Source organism: Paenibacillus taichungensis (assembly GCF_003287275.1).
In the GTDB taxonomy this organism is placed as follows: domain Bacteria; phylum Bacillota; class Bacilli; order Paenibacillales; family Paenibacillaceae; genus Paenibacillus; species Paenibacillus taichungensis_A.
This window is the reverse complement of the sequence record NZ_QEVW01000005.1, coordinates 565375-583416: the sequence shown is the minus strand read 5'-3', so window position 1 is coordinate 583416 and position 18042 is coordinate 565375. Positions and strand designations below refer to the sequence as shown.

The 18042-nt window shown below is 45.6% G+C and carries 16 protein-coding genes; all 16 read left to right on the top strand.

Annotated features, from left to right (window positions below):
• Positions 1-3 precede the first annotated feature (3 nt).
• Positions 4-447 carry a hypothetical protein gene (locus tag DC345_RS07840; protein ID WP_113052617.1) on the top strand — a complete coding sequence of 148 codons (444 nt, stop codon included), beginning with the start codon at positions 4-6 and terminating at the stop codon, positions 445-447.
• A gap of 15 nt (positions 448-462) precedes the next feature.
• Entirely contained in the window at positions 463-1251 is a 789-nt protein-coding gene (locus tag DC345_RS07835) for a FliA/WhiG family RNA polymerase sigma factor (RefSeq protein ID WP_072732409.1), read from the top strand.
• 75 nt (positions 1252-1326) lie between these two features.
• The gene (locus DC345_RS07830; protein WP_113052616.1) at positions 1327-2736 is read left to right on the top strand and encodes a DUF342 domain-containing protein; all 1410 of its coding nucleotides are present in this window, start codon (positions 1327-1329) and stop codon (positions 2734-2736) included.
• Between the two features lie 52 nt (positions 2737-2788).
• Entirely contained in the window at positions 2789-3103 is a 315-nt protein-coding gene (locus DC345_RS07825) for a hypothetical protein (RefSeq protein WP_113052615.1), read from the top strand.
• Positions 3104-3169: 66 nt separating this feature from the next.
• Positions 3170-3742 (top strand): DUF6115 domain-containing protein, encoded by a 573-nt coding sequence (locus tag DC345_RS07820; RefSeq protein ID WP_113052614.1) that lies wholly within the window; start codon positions 3170-3172, stop codon positions 3740-3742.
• 3 nt (positions 3743-3745) lie between these two features.
• Positions 3746-4378, top strand: a complete 633-nt coding sequence (locus DC345_RS07815; protein WP_113052613.1) for an endolytic transglycosylase MltG — start codon at positions 3746-3748, stop codon at positions 4376-4378.
• A 240-nt stretch (positions 4379-4618) separates the two neighbouring features.
• A complete protein-coding gene (gene rpsB / locus DC345_RS07810; RefSeq protein ID WP_024630243.1) occupies positions 4619-5317 on the top strand; it encodes a 30S ribosomal protein S2 in 699 nt (232 codons plus the stop codon).
• Between the two features lie 116 nt (positions 5318-5433).
• Positions 5434-6084 (top strand): translation elongation factor Ts, encoded by a 651-nt coding sequence (tsf, locus tag DC345_RS07805; RefSeq protein ID WP_062326078.1) that lies wholly within the window; start codon positions 5434-5436, stop codon positions 6082-6084.
• 229 nt (positions 6085-6313) lie between these two features.
• Positions 6314-7042 carry a UMP kinase gene (gene pyrH / locus DC345_RS07800; protein ID WP_024630245.1) on the top strand — a complete coding sequence of 243 codons (729 nt, stop codon included), beginning with the start codon at positions 6314-6316 and terminating at the stop codon, positions 7040-7042.
• A complete protein-coding gene (gene frr / locus DC345_RS07795; protein WP_024630246.1) occupies positions 7042-7596 on the top strand; it encodes a ribosome recycling factor in 555 nt (184 codons plus the stop codon). Before pyrH ends, frr begins: the two co-directional genes overlap by 1 nt.
• Positions 7597-7685: 89 nt before the next feature.
• Positions 7686-8453, top strand: coding sequence for an isoprenyl transferase (locus tag DC345_RS07790; RefSeq protein ID WP_063566384.1), 768 nt, complete (start codon positions 7686-7688; stop codon positions 8451-8453).
• Between the two features lie 16 nt (positions 8454-8469).
• A complete protein-coding gene (locus DC345_RS07785) occupies positions 8470-9264 on the top strand; it encodes a phosphatidate cytidylyltransferase (RefSeq protein WP_113052612.1) in 795 nt (264 codons plus the stop codon).
• A gap of 67 nt (positions 9265-9331) precedes the next feature.
• A complete protein-coding gene (locus DC345_RS07780) occupies positions 9332-10471 on the top strand; it encodes a 1-deoxy-D-xylulose-5-phosphate reductoisomerase (RefSeq protein ID WP_113052611.1) in 1140 nt (379 codons plus the stop codon).
• A 113-nt stretch (positions 10472-10584) separates the two neighbouring features.
• The gene (rseP, locus tag DC345_RS07775) at positions 10585-11856 is read left to right on the top strand and encodes an RIP metalloprotease RseP (RefSeq protein WP_076289526.1); all 1272 of its coding nucleotides are present in this window, start codon (positions 10585-10587) and stop codon (positions 11854-11856) included.
• A 62-nt stretch (positions 11857-11918) separates the two neighbouring features.
• A complete protein-coding gene (gene proS, locus DC345_RS07770; protein WP_113052610.1) occupies positions 11919-13373 on the top strand; it encodes a proline--tRNA ligase in 1455 nt (484 codons plus the stop codon).
• 152 nt (positions 13374-13525) lie between these two features.
• Positions 13526-17845 (top strand): PolC-type DNA polymerase III, encoded by a 4320-nt coding sequence (locus DC345_RS07765; protein ID WP_113052609.1) that lies wholly within the window; start codon positions 13526-13528, stop codon positions 17843-17845.
• Positions 17846-18042: the final 197 nt, after the last annotated feature.

Sequence of the window (18042 nt, the reverse complement as noted above, 5' to 3'; positions counted from 1 at the left end):
GACATGATAGGAAACTACCGTATTAATCTTGGAGCAGGCATAGTCGGATTTATTCTGACTTTTTTTGTAGCATACAGCAGCAATGTGTTGATGACCAGCTTAATACGCGGGTTGATCGGCTTTGTAGCCTGGTTTGTCCTTGCTTATGGTTTACGCTGGGGACTGGGATTGCTGCTGAACCCTTCAGTAGAGGGGAATGGGTATGGTTATGATTCACCGGGCGCTCAAGAACTAAGAGGTTCACAGGTGGACATTAAACTCGAAGACGATGGACAAGAGCTGAACGACTTGCTCAAACATGGACAGAACGCCTCCTCTGGGGAAAACCTTCCACCATCTGAGACGAAAGCTCCAACGGGATTTGCCCCTTTGGATCCGCCTAAACTTGTCCGGACCAAAGATCCGGAGGAGTTGGCGCAGGCCGTTCGTCACCTGACAGACAAATAAGGAGGGTGAAAGCAATTGAACGAGCGTAAAGCTTCACATTTGAACCACGCTGACTTGTGGGAAAAGTGGAAAGAACAAGGCGATCTTGAAGCCAAGAAAAGTTTGATCGAAAAGTATCTTCATATTGTAAACTATGTATCCGGGCGTTTGGCTGTTGGTCTGCCCAAAAATGTCCCGAAAGATGATCTAGAGAGCAATGGAGTTATGGGATTGATTGATGCGTTGGAGAAATTTGACTATGAACGTGGTCTTCAATTTGAGACGTACGCATCCTGGCGAGTGCGCGGTGCAATTCTTGATGGTTTGCGTCAAGGAGATTGGGTTCCTCGTTCCGTGCGGGAGAAAGCAAAGCGGATTGAAGATGCTTACCAGCAGCTAGAGCAGACATACTTGCGTTCTGTTAGTGACGAAGAAATGAGCCAGTATCTCGACGTGTCTACGAAAGACTTTCAACATATGCTTCAAGAAGTTGCAGTTATGTCGCTTTGCTCTCTGGAAGACCCAATACGGGAAGAAGAGTCCGAGACTCGACTTTCATTAATGGTCGATGAAAAAGCAAAAAACCCGGATTACAAAGTAAATGAATTCTACTTAAAAGAAGCTTTAGTGCAAGGGCTTGAAAAATTGACGGTCAAAGAGAGAACGGTTGTTTCACTTTTATACTATGAAGATCTCTCTCTTAGTGAGATTGCTGAAGTAATGTCTCTTTCTCCGTCACGTATCTCACAACTGCACTCAAAGGCCATTTTACGGTTACGTGGAACACTGGATAAACAGAAAGACTTGCTTATGCGTAAAGATTAATATAGTAATATATGAATAGAGAGCATTAACATTGGATATTGGGGAGTGGAAAGCCTAAAAGGGGGAAGAAATGCATTGACACAGCAGACTGTTTTGGAACAGTGTTTGAGCATTGTTTTATCAGATGATAAAAGTACGGCCTACCTTGAATTTTCCAAACAGGAAGAAGGTTTTGCCTGTACACCGGATGAGCTCGAAAAATTTATAGCGAGTCAGGGTATTAAGTATGGTGTGCTGAGCGAAGCGTTGCTTGTTTTTGCGAGTCATCCTGAGATGTACGTGAAGGATCGATACAAGATTGCCGAAGGTATTAAACCAGTACCTGGAACGAATGGCTTTATTAAAGTGCTGGTGGGCATGGACGATTCCAATGAACGGCGACCTTTGGAAGCAGAGAATGGAACAGTCGATTACAAAGAAGTGACTCGCTTAAACAATGTTCGAACAGGTCAAATCATTGCCGAACGAATTCCTCCTGTGGATGGCATGATGGGAAGGGCTGTAACAGGTGAAGAAATACCGTTTCGTCCAGGGAAAGAAGCACGCTTCAAAGTGGGGAAAAATGTTGTGGTTAACCCTGATGGATCCGCGATGTATGCCGCTCTAGATGGATTAGTTACCAAAACAGAAGGCAACAAATTGAATGTGTTTCCGGTGTACGAGATCAATGGCGATGTGGATTATAACATCGGTAACATCGATTTTGTGGGTACAGTTGTCATCCGCGGCAATGTGCTTACCGGATTTAAAGTAAAAGCGGCGGGGGATATACGTGTCGTCGGAGGTGTCGAAGGAGCGGAGTTGGAAGCAGGTGGCTCTGTCGAAATTACTGGCGGTATTATTGGTTATAACAAAGGGCTTATACAAGCAGGACATAACGTGAAATGTACCTTTATTCAAGAAGGCAACGTCGATGCGGCTGAAAATGTCCTGGTATCCCAAAGTATTATGCATTCCACGATTCGTGCAGGTCATGCGGTAATCTGTGAAGGTACCAAAGGACTTATCGTTGGCGGGTCGATCCAGGCTGGAGAAAAGGTGTCAGCACGCGTCGTCGGCAACAGTATGTCTACTGTGACTTCCATTGAAGTAGGGGTATTGCCTAAGCTCCGTAATGAGTTAAGTGACTTGCGTAAGGAAGTCAAAGAGCAAATGGATGCTTTGGATAAAACGAAAAAAGCTTTGACTTTATTGGATCAGTTAGCTGCTGCAGGCCAACTGACCCCGGATAGAATGTCCATGCGAATCAAACTAAGTGCTACTCAAAAATCTGCCCTTCGTCTTAGCGAGGAGACGAAAACACGTATCTTTGAAATTGAGAAGGTTCTTGAAGATACAAGTCGGGCTCGCGTCGATATTCATAAGATGATTTATGGAGGCTCTAGAATAGTTATCGGCAGATACACCAAATTTATTAAAGATCCGGTAAGTCGAATATCTTTTTATTATCATGATGGGGATATAACGATGGTTCCATTCGTTTAAGTACAGCATTCAAGCACATGAAGAAATCCATTCGATACCGTGAGGTGAGCGTATGAGTTTCAAAGCGGTTGAATTGCAGATTGCCGTACCTAGAACAAGTGAGGCGGGGCGTTATCAGAATGAAGCCCAGCAGAGACCGATCATTGACCAGAACCTGCTAGCGGAACAAACGGCCAAAGAAGCAAATGAAGCAAGGCAACGAAGCGAGGCGCTGGATGAAACAGCGCACACAGATGTACGCGATGGTCAATCTAGAAACAAAGAGCAGCAGAGCGGCTCCAATGAATCTGAAGTTACTTCAGCGCTGGAAACTGTCAAACCTGCTGAGCATCCCTACAAAGGAAAACATATTGACCTGTCGTTGTAATGGATGACATGTGACTCACATGTAGTCTTAAACATCGATGGCTGCATTAAAAGGAGAGAACCCAATTTGTCACCATGGATCATTATTGTCATATTAGGAGCCTGCGCAATTGCATATGCGCTTGTCATGCCCAAGAAAAACAAAGTGCAGGAGCCTGGGCATCACCTGGTGCAAGAGATGGAATCTACGCTTGAACATTATATGACTGAGATAGAGAACGATAATGATGCTCTCATTCAGCGTGTTGCTGAAATGAAGGGTGAGGCGACGGCGGCAGATCAGCGTATGCAATCACAGCTTCAGGAATTACAGCGGAGGCTGGATCAACTGGAAGAAAGTAAAATGACAGAAACAGGCATATCCTCCAATATAATTCCAGTACATAGCACAAGCGGATTGCAAGCACAGGCGCTTGTAGACAGTGTGCGAGCAGATTCGGCCCAACAGGTGTCAGAAGCAGAACAGCAGGCCGCTGTACAAGAACCTAAGCCTGTACGTGAATCCATTAAGGACCGATATGCAGAGCTGTTTAATCTATATGCTGAAGGAAAGTCAGTGGATGCCATTGCCAAGCAGACAGGCATACAACGTGGAGAAGTACAGCTGATTTTACAGCTGGCAGAACGGGAGGAGAGCTAACAGATGGACAAGCGCTCCTTATGGATTGGACTTGGAAGTGGCATGATTGTTGGTGCAGTATTGCTGCAGCTTGCAACGGTTGGACAAAATGCACTGTCTGAGAGTAATCTCGACCCTGAGTTGGCTACAGCCAATCTGACAATGGAACAGCTTGAAGCAGCTGCAAAGAGCATGGACATGAAGCTTGTAGCTTCTGATGATGAGCTGTTTACAGAAGCTGAGTGGGTAGCGAAGAAGAAACAAGAAAGCAGTGAACTACAGGGGAAAACTGCAACGGCACCTGAAGTTGCAGAATCAGCTGTGAAACCGGAGCAACCTGATGATCCAAAGCAACCTGCCACTAATGAAAGCGACAAACAGGACGAAGTCGATCAGCCAAAGACGACCGAACCGTCAACTCCTAACAGTCCCGAAGCTGCGGCTACCGTAACGTTCAAAGTGCGTTCAGGCAACAGTCTAGCCATCGTGGCCGGGAATCTGGAGAAAGCCGGGATTGTCGAGAGTGCAGAAGCTTTCATAAAGGCGGGCAGAGCAGAGCGAATTAATACCAAAATACAAGTCGGTACCTATGACTTGGAAAAAGGCGAAAGCTTCAAATCCATTATTGCCAAGATTACAAAAGAACCGTCAAACTGAGTGCGCTCAGGCAGGACGGTTTTTATGTATAAATAATGACAAGTTCTGTATCGCTATGAAGGTTCGGAAATTTGCTTTGAAAGACTGTTGCATCAGGCAATCAGTTATGCTATATTAAATAACGGTGTTAAAACACACGCATGTGCTAATTTTGTTGAGGGTGCTTTCCTGATGGAGAGTCTTGGCGAAAAATGATGCCGGCGGAGGACACAATAAAACCATATTAGGAGGTGTGTGAAGATGGCAGTAATCTCCATGAAGCAGCTTCTCGAAGCTGGGGTACACTTCGGTCACCAAACTCGTCGTTGGAACCCAAAAATGGATCGTTATATCTTCACTGAAAGAAACGGAATTTATATCATTGACTTGCAAAAGACAGTGAAAAAAGTCGAAGAGGCTTACAACTTCGTTAAAGGAATCGCAGGAGAGAATGGTACAATTCTTTTCGTGGGTACTAAGAAACAAGCTCAAGATTCCGTTAAAGAAGAAGCTGAACGCGCTGGTCAATTCTACATTAACCAACGTTGGCTCGGCGGTACCCTGACTAACTTCTCAACTATTCAAAAACGTATTGATCGTTTGAAACAGTTGGAAGCTTGGGAAGAAGACGGTACTTTCGCTGTATTGCCTAAAAAAGAAGTAATCTTGCTTCGCAAAGAGAAAGATCGCCTGGAGAAATTCCTCGGCGGTATTAAAAATATGAAAGGCCTGCCAAGCGCCCTGTTCATCATCGATCCACGCAAAGAGCGTATCGCTGTTGCGGAAGCTCGCAAATTGGGTATCCCAATTGTAGGTATCGTTGATACTAACTGCGATCCGGATGAGATCGATTATGTTATCCCGGGTAACGACGACGCAATCCGCGCCGTTAAGCTGTTGACAGGTAAAATGGCTGATGCCGTTATCGAAGCTAACCAAGGCGAAGAAACTTCCGCTTAATAGATTCGAACATATCTAATGAATTAAATGAAAAGGGTGGTTGGTAGGTGGATAACCTCTCACTGCCCTTTTTTTAGAGTGTACGTACAATTACTTATTTTTGGAGGGAATTAATAATGGCAGTTAATGCGAGTGCAGTAAAAGAACTCCGTGAAAAAACGGGCGCAGGTATGCTCGATTGCAAAAAAGCACTGGAAGAAGCAAACGGTGACATCACGAAAGCAGCTGAATTGCTTCGTGAAAAAGGTCTGTCAGCAGCAGCAAGCAAAGCTGGCCGTGCAGCAACTGAAGGCGTTGTAGAATCTTATATCCACGCTGGTGGTCGTATTGGTGTACTGGTAGAAGTGAACTGCGAAACTGACTTCGTAGGTAAAACAGATCAATTCAAAGATTTCGTTAAGGACATCGCTATGCAAATCGCAGCAGCGAGCCCGAAATTTGTTACTCGTGAAGAAGTTCCTACAGAAGAGCTGGAAAAAGAGAAAGAAATCTTGAAAGCTCAAGCTCTGAACGAAGGCAAACCAGAAAAAATCGTTGAAAAAATGGTTGAAGGCCGCATCGGTAAATATTACGAAGAATTCTGCCTGTTGGAGCAAACCTTTGTTAAAGATCCTGACAAAACAATCTCCCAACTGTTGAATGAAAAAATCAGCCAAATCGGTGAAAACATCTCCATCCGTCGTTTCGTTCGTTACGAATTGGGTGAAGGTCTTGAGAAAAAAGTAGACAACTTCGTAGAAGAAGTTATGTCCCAAGTAAACAAATAAGACGGTTTTCTAACCGGCAAGCAGGAATGATTTTCGAAGATATAAGAATGATGAAACTTCGAAGCGCTACTCCCTTATATCCCAGGAAAACAATGCCTTACCGGTTGAACGTTTTTCCTAAAAGAGCGGAACACAACTGTGTTCCTTTCTTTTTAAGCAGGAGGCCATGCGCGAGAAGTTTTGTTGGTTGAACACCGAGGGTGTTCAATTCAAAGTGGAGGGTGAATAATTGGAACAGCCAGTATTTAAACGTGTTGTCTTAAAGGTCAGCGGAGAGTCTCTTTCCGGTCAAAATGGCTACGGTATTGATGCAGAGACGATCTCGTCGATTGCCCAGCAAGTAAAAGAAGTAGTTGAACTAGGTGTACAGGTTGCTATCGTGTGCGGCGGCGGAAACATCTGGCGCGGAATTGCCGGTAGCGAGAACGGCATCGACAGAGCAACTGCCGATTATATGGGGATGCTGGCGACGGTTATGAACTCGCTCGCCCTGCAAGATGCACTGGAACAGATTGAAGTGCCTACTCGCGTACAGACATCGATTGCCATGCAACAAATTGCGGAGCCTTATATTCGTCGTAGAGCTATTCGTCATCTGGAGAAAGGCCGGGTCGTTATTTTTGCAGCAGGTACAGGTAACCCGTTCTTCTCCACCGATACAACAGCAGCACTGCGCGCAGCAGAGATCGAAGCAGAAGTCATCTTGATGGCCAAAAATAAAGTTGATGGTGTATACTCAGCAGATCCGTTTAAAGACAGCACAGCTGTCAAGTTTGATCAGTTGACTTACATGGATATACTTAACAAAGATCTTGGTGTAATGGATTCAACGGCGTCCTCGCTGTGTAAGGACAACAACATTCCGTTGATCGTATTTGCCATTACGGAACAAGGTAACATCAAACGTGTTGTTCTTGGTGAACGCATCGGGACAATCGTTAAAGGGAGTGTAGATTAATGCCACAAGCGGTTAAAAAACATGCCGAAGAACGTATGGATAAAGCGATTCAAGCGTTACGACGTGATCTTGCCACTTTGCGTGCAGGTCGTGCAACTCCGGCTCTTCTAGACCGGATTCAAGTAGAGTATTACGGTGCAATGACTCCGCTCAACCAATTGGCTAATATCAGTACACCGGATTCCCGCACACTGATGATCCAGCCGTGGGATAAATCCTCCATGGGGGATATTGAGCGTGCAATTATGAAATCCGATCTTGGCCTTACGCCAGCGAACGACGGAACGATGATTCGTCTGTCCATTCCGGCTCTTACGGAAGAACGCAGACAAGAACTTGTGAAGTTGACGAAAAAGTTCGGTGAAGAAGGCAAAGTAGCCATTCGTAATATTCGCCGTGATGCGAATGATGATATTAAAAAAATGGAGAAGTCAGACATTTCCGAGGATGAGTCCCGGAGACATCAAGACGACATCCAAAAATCGACCGACAAGTTTATTGCTGAAGTCGATAAGGTACTCGCTGCCAAAGAAAAAGAAATCATGGAAGTGTAAGACAAGCGCAGCCCCTCCAATACGGTGGGGTTTTGTCTCTTTTTCCAAGCTTCAGGTGAAGAAACTTCAGGGATTTTGGAGGAACAGGAATGATCAAACGGGTTCGGTCGTGGTGGAATGGGGCTGACAAGCAGGAAACGCTGACTATATCCGAGGATAATATCCCGCAGCACGTCGCCATCATTATGGACGGCAATGGACGATGGGCGAAACGTTTGGGTCTCCCACGAATAGCTGGCCACCAGAATGGGATGAAGGCGGTCAAACGTGCGACCATCGCGGCGGATGAACTGGGCATCAAATATCTGACGATGTACGCTTTTTCGACAGAAAACTGGACGCGTCCAAAAGAAGAAGTGGATTTTCTGATGCGGCTTCCGCAAGAATTTTTGGCGATAGAGCTGGATGAGCTTATAGAAAAAAATGTACGCATCCGTATGATGGGCCAGGAGGAGCACTTACCTTCCCATACCATTAATGCTTTGCGTGAAGCTATTCGTCTTACGGAACATAACACAGGGCTTGTTTTGAATTTTGCAATGAACTACGGAAGTCGTCGCGAAATGACGGACTGTGTCAAACAGATCGCTCTGCAGGTAAAGTCGGGGGAACTATCGGCAGACGATATTACGCCTGAACTCATTGACAGACATATGCTCACTGGGGATATGCCTGATCCGGATTTGCTAATCCGGACGAGCGGAGAGTTGAGATTAAGCAATTTCATGCTTTGGCAGCTCGCATATAGCGAATTATGGTTTACGGATATATACTGGCCCGAATTTGGCAAAAAGCATTTGCTTGAAGCAGTAGCCGAATATCAGCGCAGAACAAGGCGTTACGGCGGTTTGAAATAGATGGAGGATGAAGCCGTTGAAACAGCGACTAACGACAGGAATCATAGCAGGTGTGTTATTTTTGGGTTTTTGCATGCTGGGCGGACCCTGGTACCATGGCTTGGTACTGCTTATGGCTCTCATCGGTTATTATGAATTTGTGAAAATGACCGGGGTACAGCCTTTTTCAGGTGTAGCCCTAATCGGTTATGCAGGTATCTTTGCGATTGTGTTTCCTTGGGAAATGGTTTGGGAAACCAGACCACTAACGTTATTCCAGATCGGATGGCTTGTGATGCTTGTATTAATGACGGCCTCTGTGGTAACTAAAAACAAAATTCCTGTAAACACTGTTGCCATGCTCTTTCTGGGAGTAATGTATATTGGAATCGGTTTTTATTACATCGCGGAATCCAGACATTTGCATCATGGGTTGTTCTGGACGTTTCTGCTTCTGGGCTCCATATGGGCAAGTGATGCAGGTGCCTACTTTGTAGGGAAACTTATCGGGAAGAACAAACTTTGGCCGTCGATCAGTCCTAATAAAACGGTGGAAGGTGCACTGGGTGGTATTGTGATCGCGGTAGTCACTTCTGTTGTATTTGCATTGGTGTCAGACGGCTTGTTGTCTTGGCAAAGAGCGGTATGGATTGGGATTGCATGCGCGGTTGTAGGACAAATGGGAGATCTGATTCAATCTGCTTACAAACGTGTGTATAACATCAAAGATTCCGGCACTTTGCTCCCGGGGCATGGCGGTATTCTGGATCGGTGCGACAGCTGGATTGTCGTTTTTCCATTCGTACATATACTAATGCTTCTGCCCTATTAAAAATGAGCACAAGCCATATGACGAACTATTCGTCATAGGCATTGGATAAATAAAGATGAGGTGCAGCATGAAAAAAATTGCGATTCTCGGGTCAACCGGTTCCATTGGAACTCAGACACTGGATGTAGTCGATATGCATCCCGAACGCTTTCAAGTAGAGGGACTGGCTGCTGGGAGCAATATAGAGCTGCTGATTGAGCAAGCGAAGCGTTATCGACCCAAAAAGGTATCAGTTGGCTCAAAAGAGCTGGCAGAGGCCGTGGCACCGCACCTACCTGTCGAAACACAGCTTTTTTATGGCAAAGAAGGATTGGTAGAAGTTGCTGCCGGAACGGATGCAGATACGGTTGTTACTGCTGTAATGGGGAGTGTAGGGCTTGAGTCAACCCTGGCTGCTATTGATGCAGGCAAAAAGATCGGGCTGGCTAACAAAGAGACGCTAATTACAGCGGGTCACATTGTTACTGCAAGAGCGACTGCGAAAGGGGTACCGATTCTGCCTGTGGATAGTGAGCACTCGGCTATCTTCCAATGCTTGAATGGAGAACCTCGTGAACGCGTGATGGGAATTACACTTACGGCCTCTGGAGGATCGTTCCGTGATTTGTCTCGTGAACAACTCAAGGAAGTTACCGTAGAAGATGCACTAAAACATCCTAACTGGTCGATGGGGTCGAAGATTACGATAGACTCGGCGACGATGGTGAATAAAGGTCTGGAAGTTATTGAAGCGCATTGGCTGTTTGGACTAAGTTATGATCAGATTGATGTATTGTTTCACCCAGAGAGCATCATTCATTCCTACGTGGAGTTTAATGATACAAGCATTATTGCCCAGCTTGGTAATCCGGACATGCGTGTTCCCATTCAGTATGCACTGACCTATCCTGACCGCTTACCATCACCTTCACAACGTTTATCCCTAACGCAAGTGGGCAAACTGCATTTCCGTGAGATGGATATGGAACGGTTCCCTTGTTTAAGAATGGCATACGAATGTGGTAAAATGGGAGGAACCGCAGCAACGGCGTTTAATGCAGCCAACGAGGTTGCTGTAGCACGTTTCTTGCGTAAAGAGATTTCGTTCCTTAAAATAGAGGATATTATTGCTTCTGTGCTGGAAGCACACCGCAATGTGGACGAGCCTGATCTGGAGGAAATCGCAAGATGTGATCAGGAGAGCCGTCAACTTGCGTTCAGTCTGTAATCTCTTTTTTCAAGATAAAATGGAAGAAGTGATTCTCTTGTGCAGCATCAGAGAATAATGATAATCTAAAGGGACAGACTGCGGTTCGTGCCGTGAAGGAGGATGGATAGGGATTGGAAACCATACAAGTGGTATTTCTAACGGTGCTCATGTTCTTTGTCATCGTGACGGTTCATGAATGGGGACATTATTATTTTGCCAAACGCGCCGGTATTCTTGTACGGGAATTTGCGATCGGTTTTGGTCCCAAATTGTTCTCATATAAAAGAAACGAGACCCAGTTCACATTGCGTCTGCTGCCTTTTGGCGGGTATGCACGTATGGCTGGGGAAGACCCGGAACTGGTAGAAATTCAAGAAGGTCAGACAATTGCAGTAAGGTCGGCTGATGACCAAGTCAAAATGATCTACCTCGATCAATTGGATAATCGAAAAAATGTAATTCGTGGTGAAGTGATCTCCATTGATATGGAGAATGCATTGAAATTGCAACTCGATGTGGATGGCGAAATTCAGCAGTACCGGATACATCCGCAAGCGATGCTCGTGAGTCGTGGAAAACAAACGCAGATTGCACCGAAAGATCGCCAATTCGGCAGTAAAACGGTGGGTCAGCGGGCAATGGCGATTTTTGCCGGACCCCTCATGAATTTCATCCTGGCATTTGTTTTATTTGCAGTCTACGCACAGATGGCTGGGGTTCCAGTTGAGAATCCGAAAAATCTGGAAATTGGTGAAGTGCTTGAAGGTGGAGCTGCCTACCAAGCGAACCTGCAAAAGGGGGATATCATTGAGACAATCAATGGTACGGCCATCGGCACGGATTCGCAAAAAATGGTCAGCATGATTGCTGATTCCAAAGACAAGCCGATGGAGTGGACGCTGCGCCGGGGGAATGAAACGTTTAATATCACGATTACTCCTCGAGCGGTAGAAGGCCAGGAAGGCGGTAAAGTTGGTATTGTACCTACGCTACCAACCCGTTCTGTTGGATTTGTAGAAACATTTAAAGTGTCCGGCGTAGCCATGGTGGATACAACCAGAGTGATTTTTGAAGGATTCAGACATCTCATTAATCAATTTAACATGGACGATATCGGTGGTCCGGTGCGTACATTTGAGGTTACGGGCCAAATTGCAAAACAGGGTATTGAGCAATTAACCAGATGGGCTGCCATTTTGAGCCTTTATCTTGGTATCTTCAACCTGTTGCCTATTCCTGCGCTTGACGGAAGCCGTTTGGTTTTCCTGGGGATTGAGGCGCTTCGTGGCAGACCCGTTGACCCGAACCGGGAAGGTATGGTTCATTTTGTCGGCTTCGCCATGTTGTTTGTACTGATGCTGGCAGTAACATACAATGATATATTACGATTAATTAACGGATAATTATGGTTTGACTACGCTCTGACTTTTCAGAGAGAGTCGTTATGGGAGGACGCTGGAGTCTTATGTCAAAGGAAAATGATAAACAGTTCGTGACTGAAATTACACCTCAGGGCGAGGATTTCTCACGCTGGTACATTGATGTTATTAAAAAAGCTGATCTCATGGACTATTCGCCCGTACGCGGTTGTATTGTTTTCAAACCAGACGGGTTCGAAATCTGGGAGCACATTAAGGATGAGATGGACCGCCGTTTCCGTGAAACCGGCCATCGTAATGCTTACTTCCCGATGTTCATTCCGGAGAGCTTTTTCCAAAAAGAAAAAGAACATGTTGAAGGCTTCAATCCCGAATTGCCATGGGTAACGGAAGCAGGCGGAGAAAAGCTGGAAGAACGTCTGGCGATTCGCCCAACTTCGGAAACCATTATTGGTCACATGTACTCCAAGTGGATTCAGTCGTATCGTGACTTGCCAGTACTGATCAACCAATGGGCTAACGTGGTTCGCTGGGAGAAGAGAACACTGCCTTTCCTTCGCACAAGTGAATTCTTATGGCAAGAGGGCCATACGGCTCATGAGACGGAAGAAGAAGCACGTGAAGAGACGATGAAAATGCTTGAAATTTACCGTGAAGTTGTGGAAGAATATCTGGCGATCCCCGTTATTACGGGTCAGAAAACAAAATCCGAGAAATTTGCAGGTGCTGTAGACACCTTCTCCATCGAAGCGATGATGAAGGATGGGCGTGCGGTACAAGCCGGAACTTCTCATTATATGGGTACAAATTTTGCAAAAGCATTTGAGATTCAGTATCTTAGCCGTAACAACGTGCTGGAACTGGCTCACACCACTTCATGGGGAACAAGTACACGTTTGATCGGTGCGTTAATCATGGTTCATGGAGATGACCGTGGTCTGGTTCTTCCTCCTAAAGTTGCACCAACACAAGTCGTCATGATTCCAATTGGACCGCCAAAAACACGGGATGCTGTTGTAGGCCGTGCGGACGAGTTGTTTGCTGAGCTGAAACAGGCGGGGATTCGTGTGAAAATGGATGATCGCAGTGATGTTCGTCCAGGCTGGAAATTCAATGAATACGAGATGCGTGGTGTTCCTATTCGTCTCGAAATTGGTCCGCGTGATATGGAGAACGGTGTGTGTGTTCTCGTTTCTCGGATTACTGGAGAGAAGAAAGTTGTTGAACAAGCCAATCTGGTAGAAGAAATCCAGACGATGCTGACTCAGGTGCAAGCCGATATGCTGCAACGTGCCCGCACGTTTATGTCGGACAACTTCTACTCTGTAGATACGCTTGATGAGATGAAGGAATTGATGGAAAACAAACGCGGGTTCACACTGGCTGGATGGTGCGGTTCAGAAGCTTGCGAAGATAAAGTAAGAGAAGTAACAGGTGCAACAAGCCGGAATATTCCGTTCCAGCCTGCGGAAGAAAAGCATACGTGCCTGGCTTGTGGTGAACAAGCGAAACACACGGTAGTGTTTGCAAGAGCGTACTAAGTCAGGAAGACTTGACTAACAGCACTTATTCACCGTAAGAGTAAGGAATGGAGAGCTTCTGTCGGATAAAATGAGTCGGTGCGGGTTCGGATCGGGGACATTTTTGAATGCAGAGGCTTTTCCTGTTTTAAGGGGGTACAAGGAGGAACACGATGAGTGGATTCGAGGAGAAGAGAAAACGGTTTGAGTTGTTGATGAAACAGACGGAGCTTCCAGCAGGCCTTATAGAGCCCTACTTTTTGGATGGATGGATTGAACGGGTGGAGACAAGCCGTAGCAATCGCGATTGGACTATTGTGATTGCAAAGGATACCTTGGTTCCTGCTCCAATCTATCGTACATTTTGCCTGCATATCCAAGAGAAAATGAATCATATTTCCAAGATTACGTTTGGCTTCAAATATAGTGAGCAGGTCGCAATTGGTGATATTGTCAGTGAGTATTGGAATCTGTTTCTTGAATGGGTTACACGAGAGATCCCATCGGTTAATGGTTGGATGAATCGTACCAAGTTTGAATGTGAAGCAGATCTGCTGCAATTGACCATGAGTGATGCCATGTCGATGGAGCTTGCGAAGAAGAAGCAGATCGATCAGGCTATAACCACTTTTTATGATAAGTATTTTCAATTGCCTTTGCGGGTCAAATTGCTGGTTGGTGAGGTTGAAAGCAATAAAGAGGCGATGGAACAATTCCAGCTCAAGAAGCGGGAAGAAGAGCTTCAAGTCATTGAGCAGATGATGAGTGAAGTGGACTCGGAAATGCCTGAAGAGGAAGAACAAGGCGATGTTCGCTTACAAATGGGATATGAAATCAAGGAACCAGCTGTACCTATGCAGGAAATTCAAGATGAAGAGAAAAAGGTTACGTTGCAGGGGACGGTCTTCGGTCTGGATCGCAAGGAATTGCGGAACGGGAATACCTTGTTTACTTTTTATCTGACGGATTTCACGGATTCCATGCAAATGAAGATGTTTGCCAAAACAAAAGAGGATGTCAAAATCCTCAGCTTGCTGGCTAATGGAAAATGGGTAAAAGTCCGTGGGCGCGTTGAATACGACCGGTTTATGCAAATTCCGGAACTGGCCATGATTCCTTCAGATTTGATGGAAGTAAAGGCACCGCCATCCCGTAAGGATAATGCAGCTGAGAAACGGGTTGAGTTCCACCTGCACTCCACAATGAGTACAATGGATGCCGTAACTTCAATCGACAAATACGTAAAGACTGCAGCGGAATGGGGACACAAGGCAATCGCGGTAAGTGATCATGGCGGTGTGCAGGTGTATCCGGAGGCGTCCAAAGCGGCCAAGAAAAACGGAATCAAAATGATCTACGGCCTCGAGGCCAATGTGGTGAACGATTCGGTTGCTGTTGTTATGGCACCGCAGCCTTTGGAACTCAAATCAGCAACATATATCGTTTTTGATATTGAGACCACAGGTCTGTCTGTAACCCAGAACAAGATCATCGAGATTGCGGCAGTGAAGGTAGAGGATGGTAAAGAAATTGACCGCTTTGCTACGTTTGTAAATCCGCATGAGCGCATCCCATATAACATTCAGCAGTTGACTAACATTAACGATGAAATGGTAAAGGATGCACCTGAGCTAGAACCGGTTATCCATGATTTTGTGAAGTTTGCCGGAGATGGAGTATTGGTTGCGCATAATGCGCGATTCGATATGGGCTTTATTCAGGCTTCGCTGAAACAGCTTGGCATGCCTGAGCTTCAGAACCCTGTACTCGATACGTTGGAACTGGCACGGTTGTTATATCCAAAAATGAAGAACCACCGTCTGAATACGCTGGCGGATAAATATAAAGTAGCACTGGAAAGTCATCACCGGGCGATTGATGATACGATTGCGCTTGCAGGTATACTGAATGGATTGGTTAATGATGCCGCCCAGATGAAAGGTCTGACCATGCTTGATCGTCTTAATGATTATGTCGGAGTTGACCTTTCAAATACGCGTCCATTCCATTGCGGAATCTATGCTTTGAACGATGTCGGTAAAAAGAATCTTTATAAACTGGTATCACTTTCCCATACGGAGCATTTCAAACGGGTGCCTTGTATTCCAAAATCGAAGCTGATCAATTTGCGTGAAGGTCTCATTATTTTATCTGGTTGTGAAAAAGGCGAATTTTTCGAGGCTGTGCTGAACAAATCTCTTGAAGAAGCGGAAGAGATAGCGCATTTCTATGACATTCTGGAGATCCAGCCTTTGACGATGTACATGCATTTGGTGGATAAAGGGCTGGTAGCTACACCTGAGGAACTAAAGCTCGCGGTTCGTAAAGTTGTTGACATCGGTCAAAAATTGGGGAAACCGGTCATAGCCACAGGTAACGTTCATTACCTGGAGCCGCGCGACAAACTATATCGGGATATCACCATTCATGGAATTACAGGCTTCAGCCCGCTTAAAGATCAACGCAAACCGGACGCTCACTTAAGAACGACAGATGAAATGCTGGAAGAGTTCCAGTACCTGGGCCAAGATAAAGCCTACGAAGTCGTTGTTACGAATACGGTTGAATTGGCGGATCGGTTCGAGGAAATCAAGCTGTTCCCGGATAAGCTGTTCACTCCGATTCTGGAAGGTGCAGACGATGAAATCCGTAATACCTGCTATAATACCGCCAAGTCGATTTATGGTGAGGAACTACCGGAAGTCATTGTGGCACGACTGGAGAAAGAACTGAATCCCATCATCAAATATGGTTTTTCTGCCAACTATCTGATCTCGGAACGTTTGGTTAAAAAATCGAATCAGGACGGTTATCTTGTTGGCTCGAGGGGATCAGTTGGTTCGTCTGTAGTTGCTACTTTCTTGGGGATTTCCGAGGTTAATCCGTTGCCAGCACACTATATTTGTGTGAATCCGGAGTGTAAGCACAGTGAGTGGTTCCTCGACGGAAGCGTGCCGAGTGGATTTGACCTTCCTGAGAAAGAATGCCCTGATTGTGGAGGCCGATTAAAAGGCGAAGGGCAGGATATTCCGTTTGAGACTTTCCTAGGTTTTAAAGGGGACAAAGTTCCCGATATTGACTTGAACTTCTCGGGTGATTATCAGCCGCATGCCCATAACTATACGAAGGTGCTTTTCAGCGAAAAGAGTGTGTTCCGTGCGGGCACAATTGGTACAGTAGCTGAGAAAACAGCATTTGGTTTTGCCAAGAAATATGAGGAAGAACATCATAAGAAATGGCGCGGAGCAGAATTGAACCGTTTGGCCTCAGGTTGTACCGGGGTTAAACGTAGTACAGGGCAGCATCCCGGTGGTATTGTTGTTGTACCGGATTATATTGAAGTGGAAGATGTAACGCCTGTACAATTCCCGGCGGATGACGTTAATGCGGAGTGGAAAACAACACACTTTGACTATCACGCCTTCGAAGAGAACTTGCTAAAACTCGATATTCTGGGGCACGATGATCCAACTATGATGCGGATGCTGCAGGATTTGACGGGTATTGATCCAACGACCATTCCGATGAATGATCCTAAGGTCATGAGCATGTTCAACTCTACAGAGGCACTCGGCGTTACGCCAGAGCAGATTCGTTCACCAGTTGCCACTTTTGGTGTACCAGAGATGGGGACGAAGTTTGTACGTCAGATGCTTATCGAATCTCAGCCTTCGTCTTTTGCCGATCTACTCCAGATTTCCGGATTGTCTCATGGTACGGGGGTATGGCTTGGTAATGCACAAGATTTAATTAAAAATGGAACTTGTAATATCAAAACGGTGATTGGTTGCCGGGATGATATCATGTTGTTCCTGATCTATAAAGCGGGCATGGACGCCAGTCTTGCCTTTAAAATCACGGAGAGTGTGCGTAAGGGACGTGGTTTGCCGCAAGAATGGATTGATGAGATGAAAAATTGCAAGGTGCCGCAATGGTACATTGATTCCTGTCTTAAAATCCAGTACATGTTTCCAAAGGCCCACGCGGCCGCCTATGTTATCTCGGCAGTGCGCACAGCCTTCTTTAAGCTGTATCACCCAATTGAATACTACGCGACATACTTCACAGTTCGTGCGGATGAGTTTGACATTGAACTGGTATGTCAGGGCTATGAGCCCATCTATCGGAAGATCGTAGAGATTGAACAATTAGGTTTCCAGGCACCGCCAAAAGAAAAAAATATGCTGCCTGTCCTTGAGATGGCATTGGAAATGGCAGCACGCGGATTCTCGCTCAAGCCGATTGATCTGTATCGTTCGGAAGCGACGAAGTTTATCGTTGACGGAAATTCACTTATTCCTCCGTTTTCGGCACTGGGAGGAATCGGGGATAATGCTGCACGCAATATCGCTGCGGCAAGAGAACATGGAGAATTCCTATCGATTGAAGATTTCCAGCAGAAGTCCAAAGCAAGTAAAACAATTGTTGAATTGCTGACGGGCATGGGATGCTTCCGTGGTTTGCCGGAAAGCAATCAATTATCCTTGTTCTAAAATGACATTTTGAGTATCTATTTATGGTCTGTAATGTGATTACGTAAATTTTTCTTCATTAGTAGTTAAAATGGCTGAGTGATCGCTTACTTGTCACTATTACCAGACTATGTTATAATTTTTGAAGTGAACGAGATAGTACGAATTTCTAAAGAGTGGGGAAACCCACTCTTTAGTCTTTGGTATACAAGAATCTT

Excerpts from the sequence above, each read along its gene's own strand:
- DC345_RS07840 (WP_113052617.1), top strand. The coding sequence starts at position 4 with ATGATAGGAAACTACCGTATTAATCTTGGAGCAGGCATAGTCGGATTT.
- DC345_RS07825 (WP_113052615.1), top strand. The coding sequence starts at position 2,789 with ATGAGTTTCAAAGCGGTTGAATTGCAGATTGCCGTACCTAGAACAAGT.
- DC345_RS07815 (WP_113052613.1), top strand. The coding sequence starts at position 3,746 with ATGGACAAGCGCTCCTTATGGATTGGACTTGGAAGTGGCATGATTGTT.
- rpsB (WP_024630243.1), top strand. The coding sequence starts at position 4,619 with ATGGCAGTAATCTCCATGAAGCAGCTTCTCGAAGCTGGGGTACACTTC.
- tsf (WP_062326078.1), top strand. The coding sequence starts at position 5,434 with ATGGCAGTTAATGCGAGTGCAGTAAAAGAACTCCGTGAAAAAACGGGC.
- frr (WP_024630246.1), top strand. The coding sequence starts at position 7,042 with ATGCCACAAGCGGTTAAAAAACATGCCGAAGAACGTATGGATAAAGCG.
- DC345_RS07790 (WP_063566384.1), top strand. The coding sequence starts at position 7,686 with ATGATCAAACGGGTTCGGTCGTGGTGGAATGGGGCTGACAAGCAGGAA.
- DC345_RS07780 (WP_113052611.1), top strand. The coding sequence starts at position 9,332 with ATGAAAAAAATTGCGATTCTCGGGTCAACCGGTTCCATTGGAACTCAG.
- proS (WP_113052610.1), top strand. The coding sequence starts at position 11,919 with ATGTCAAAGGAAAATGATAAACAGTTCGTGACTGAAATTACACCTCAG.
- DC345_RS07765 (WP_113052609.1), top strand. The coding sequence starts at position 13,526 with ATGAGTGGATTCGAGGAGAAGAGAAAACGGTTTGAGTTGTTGATGAAA.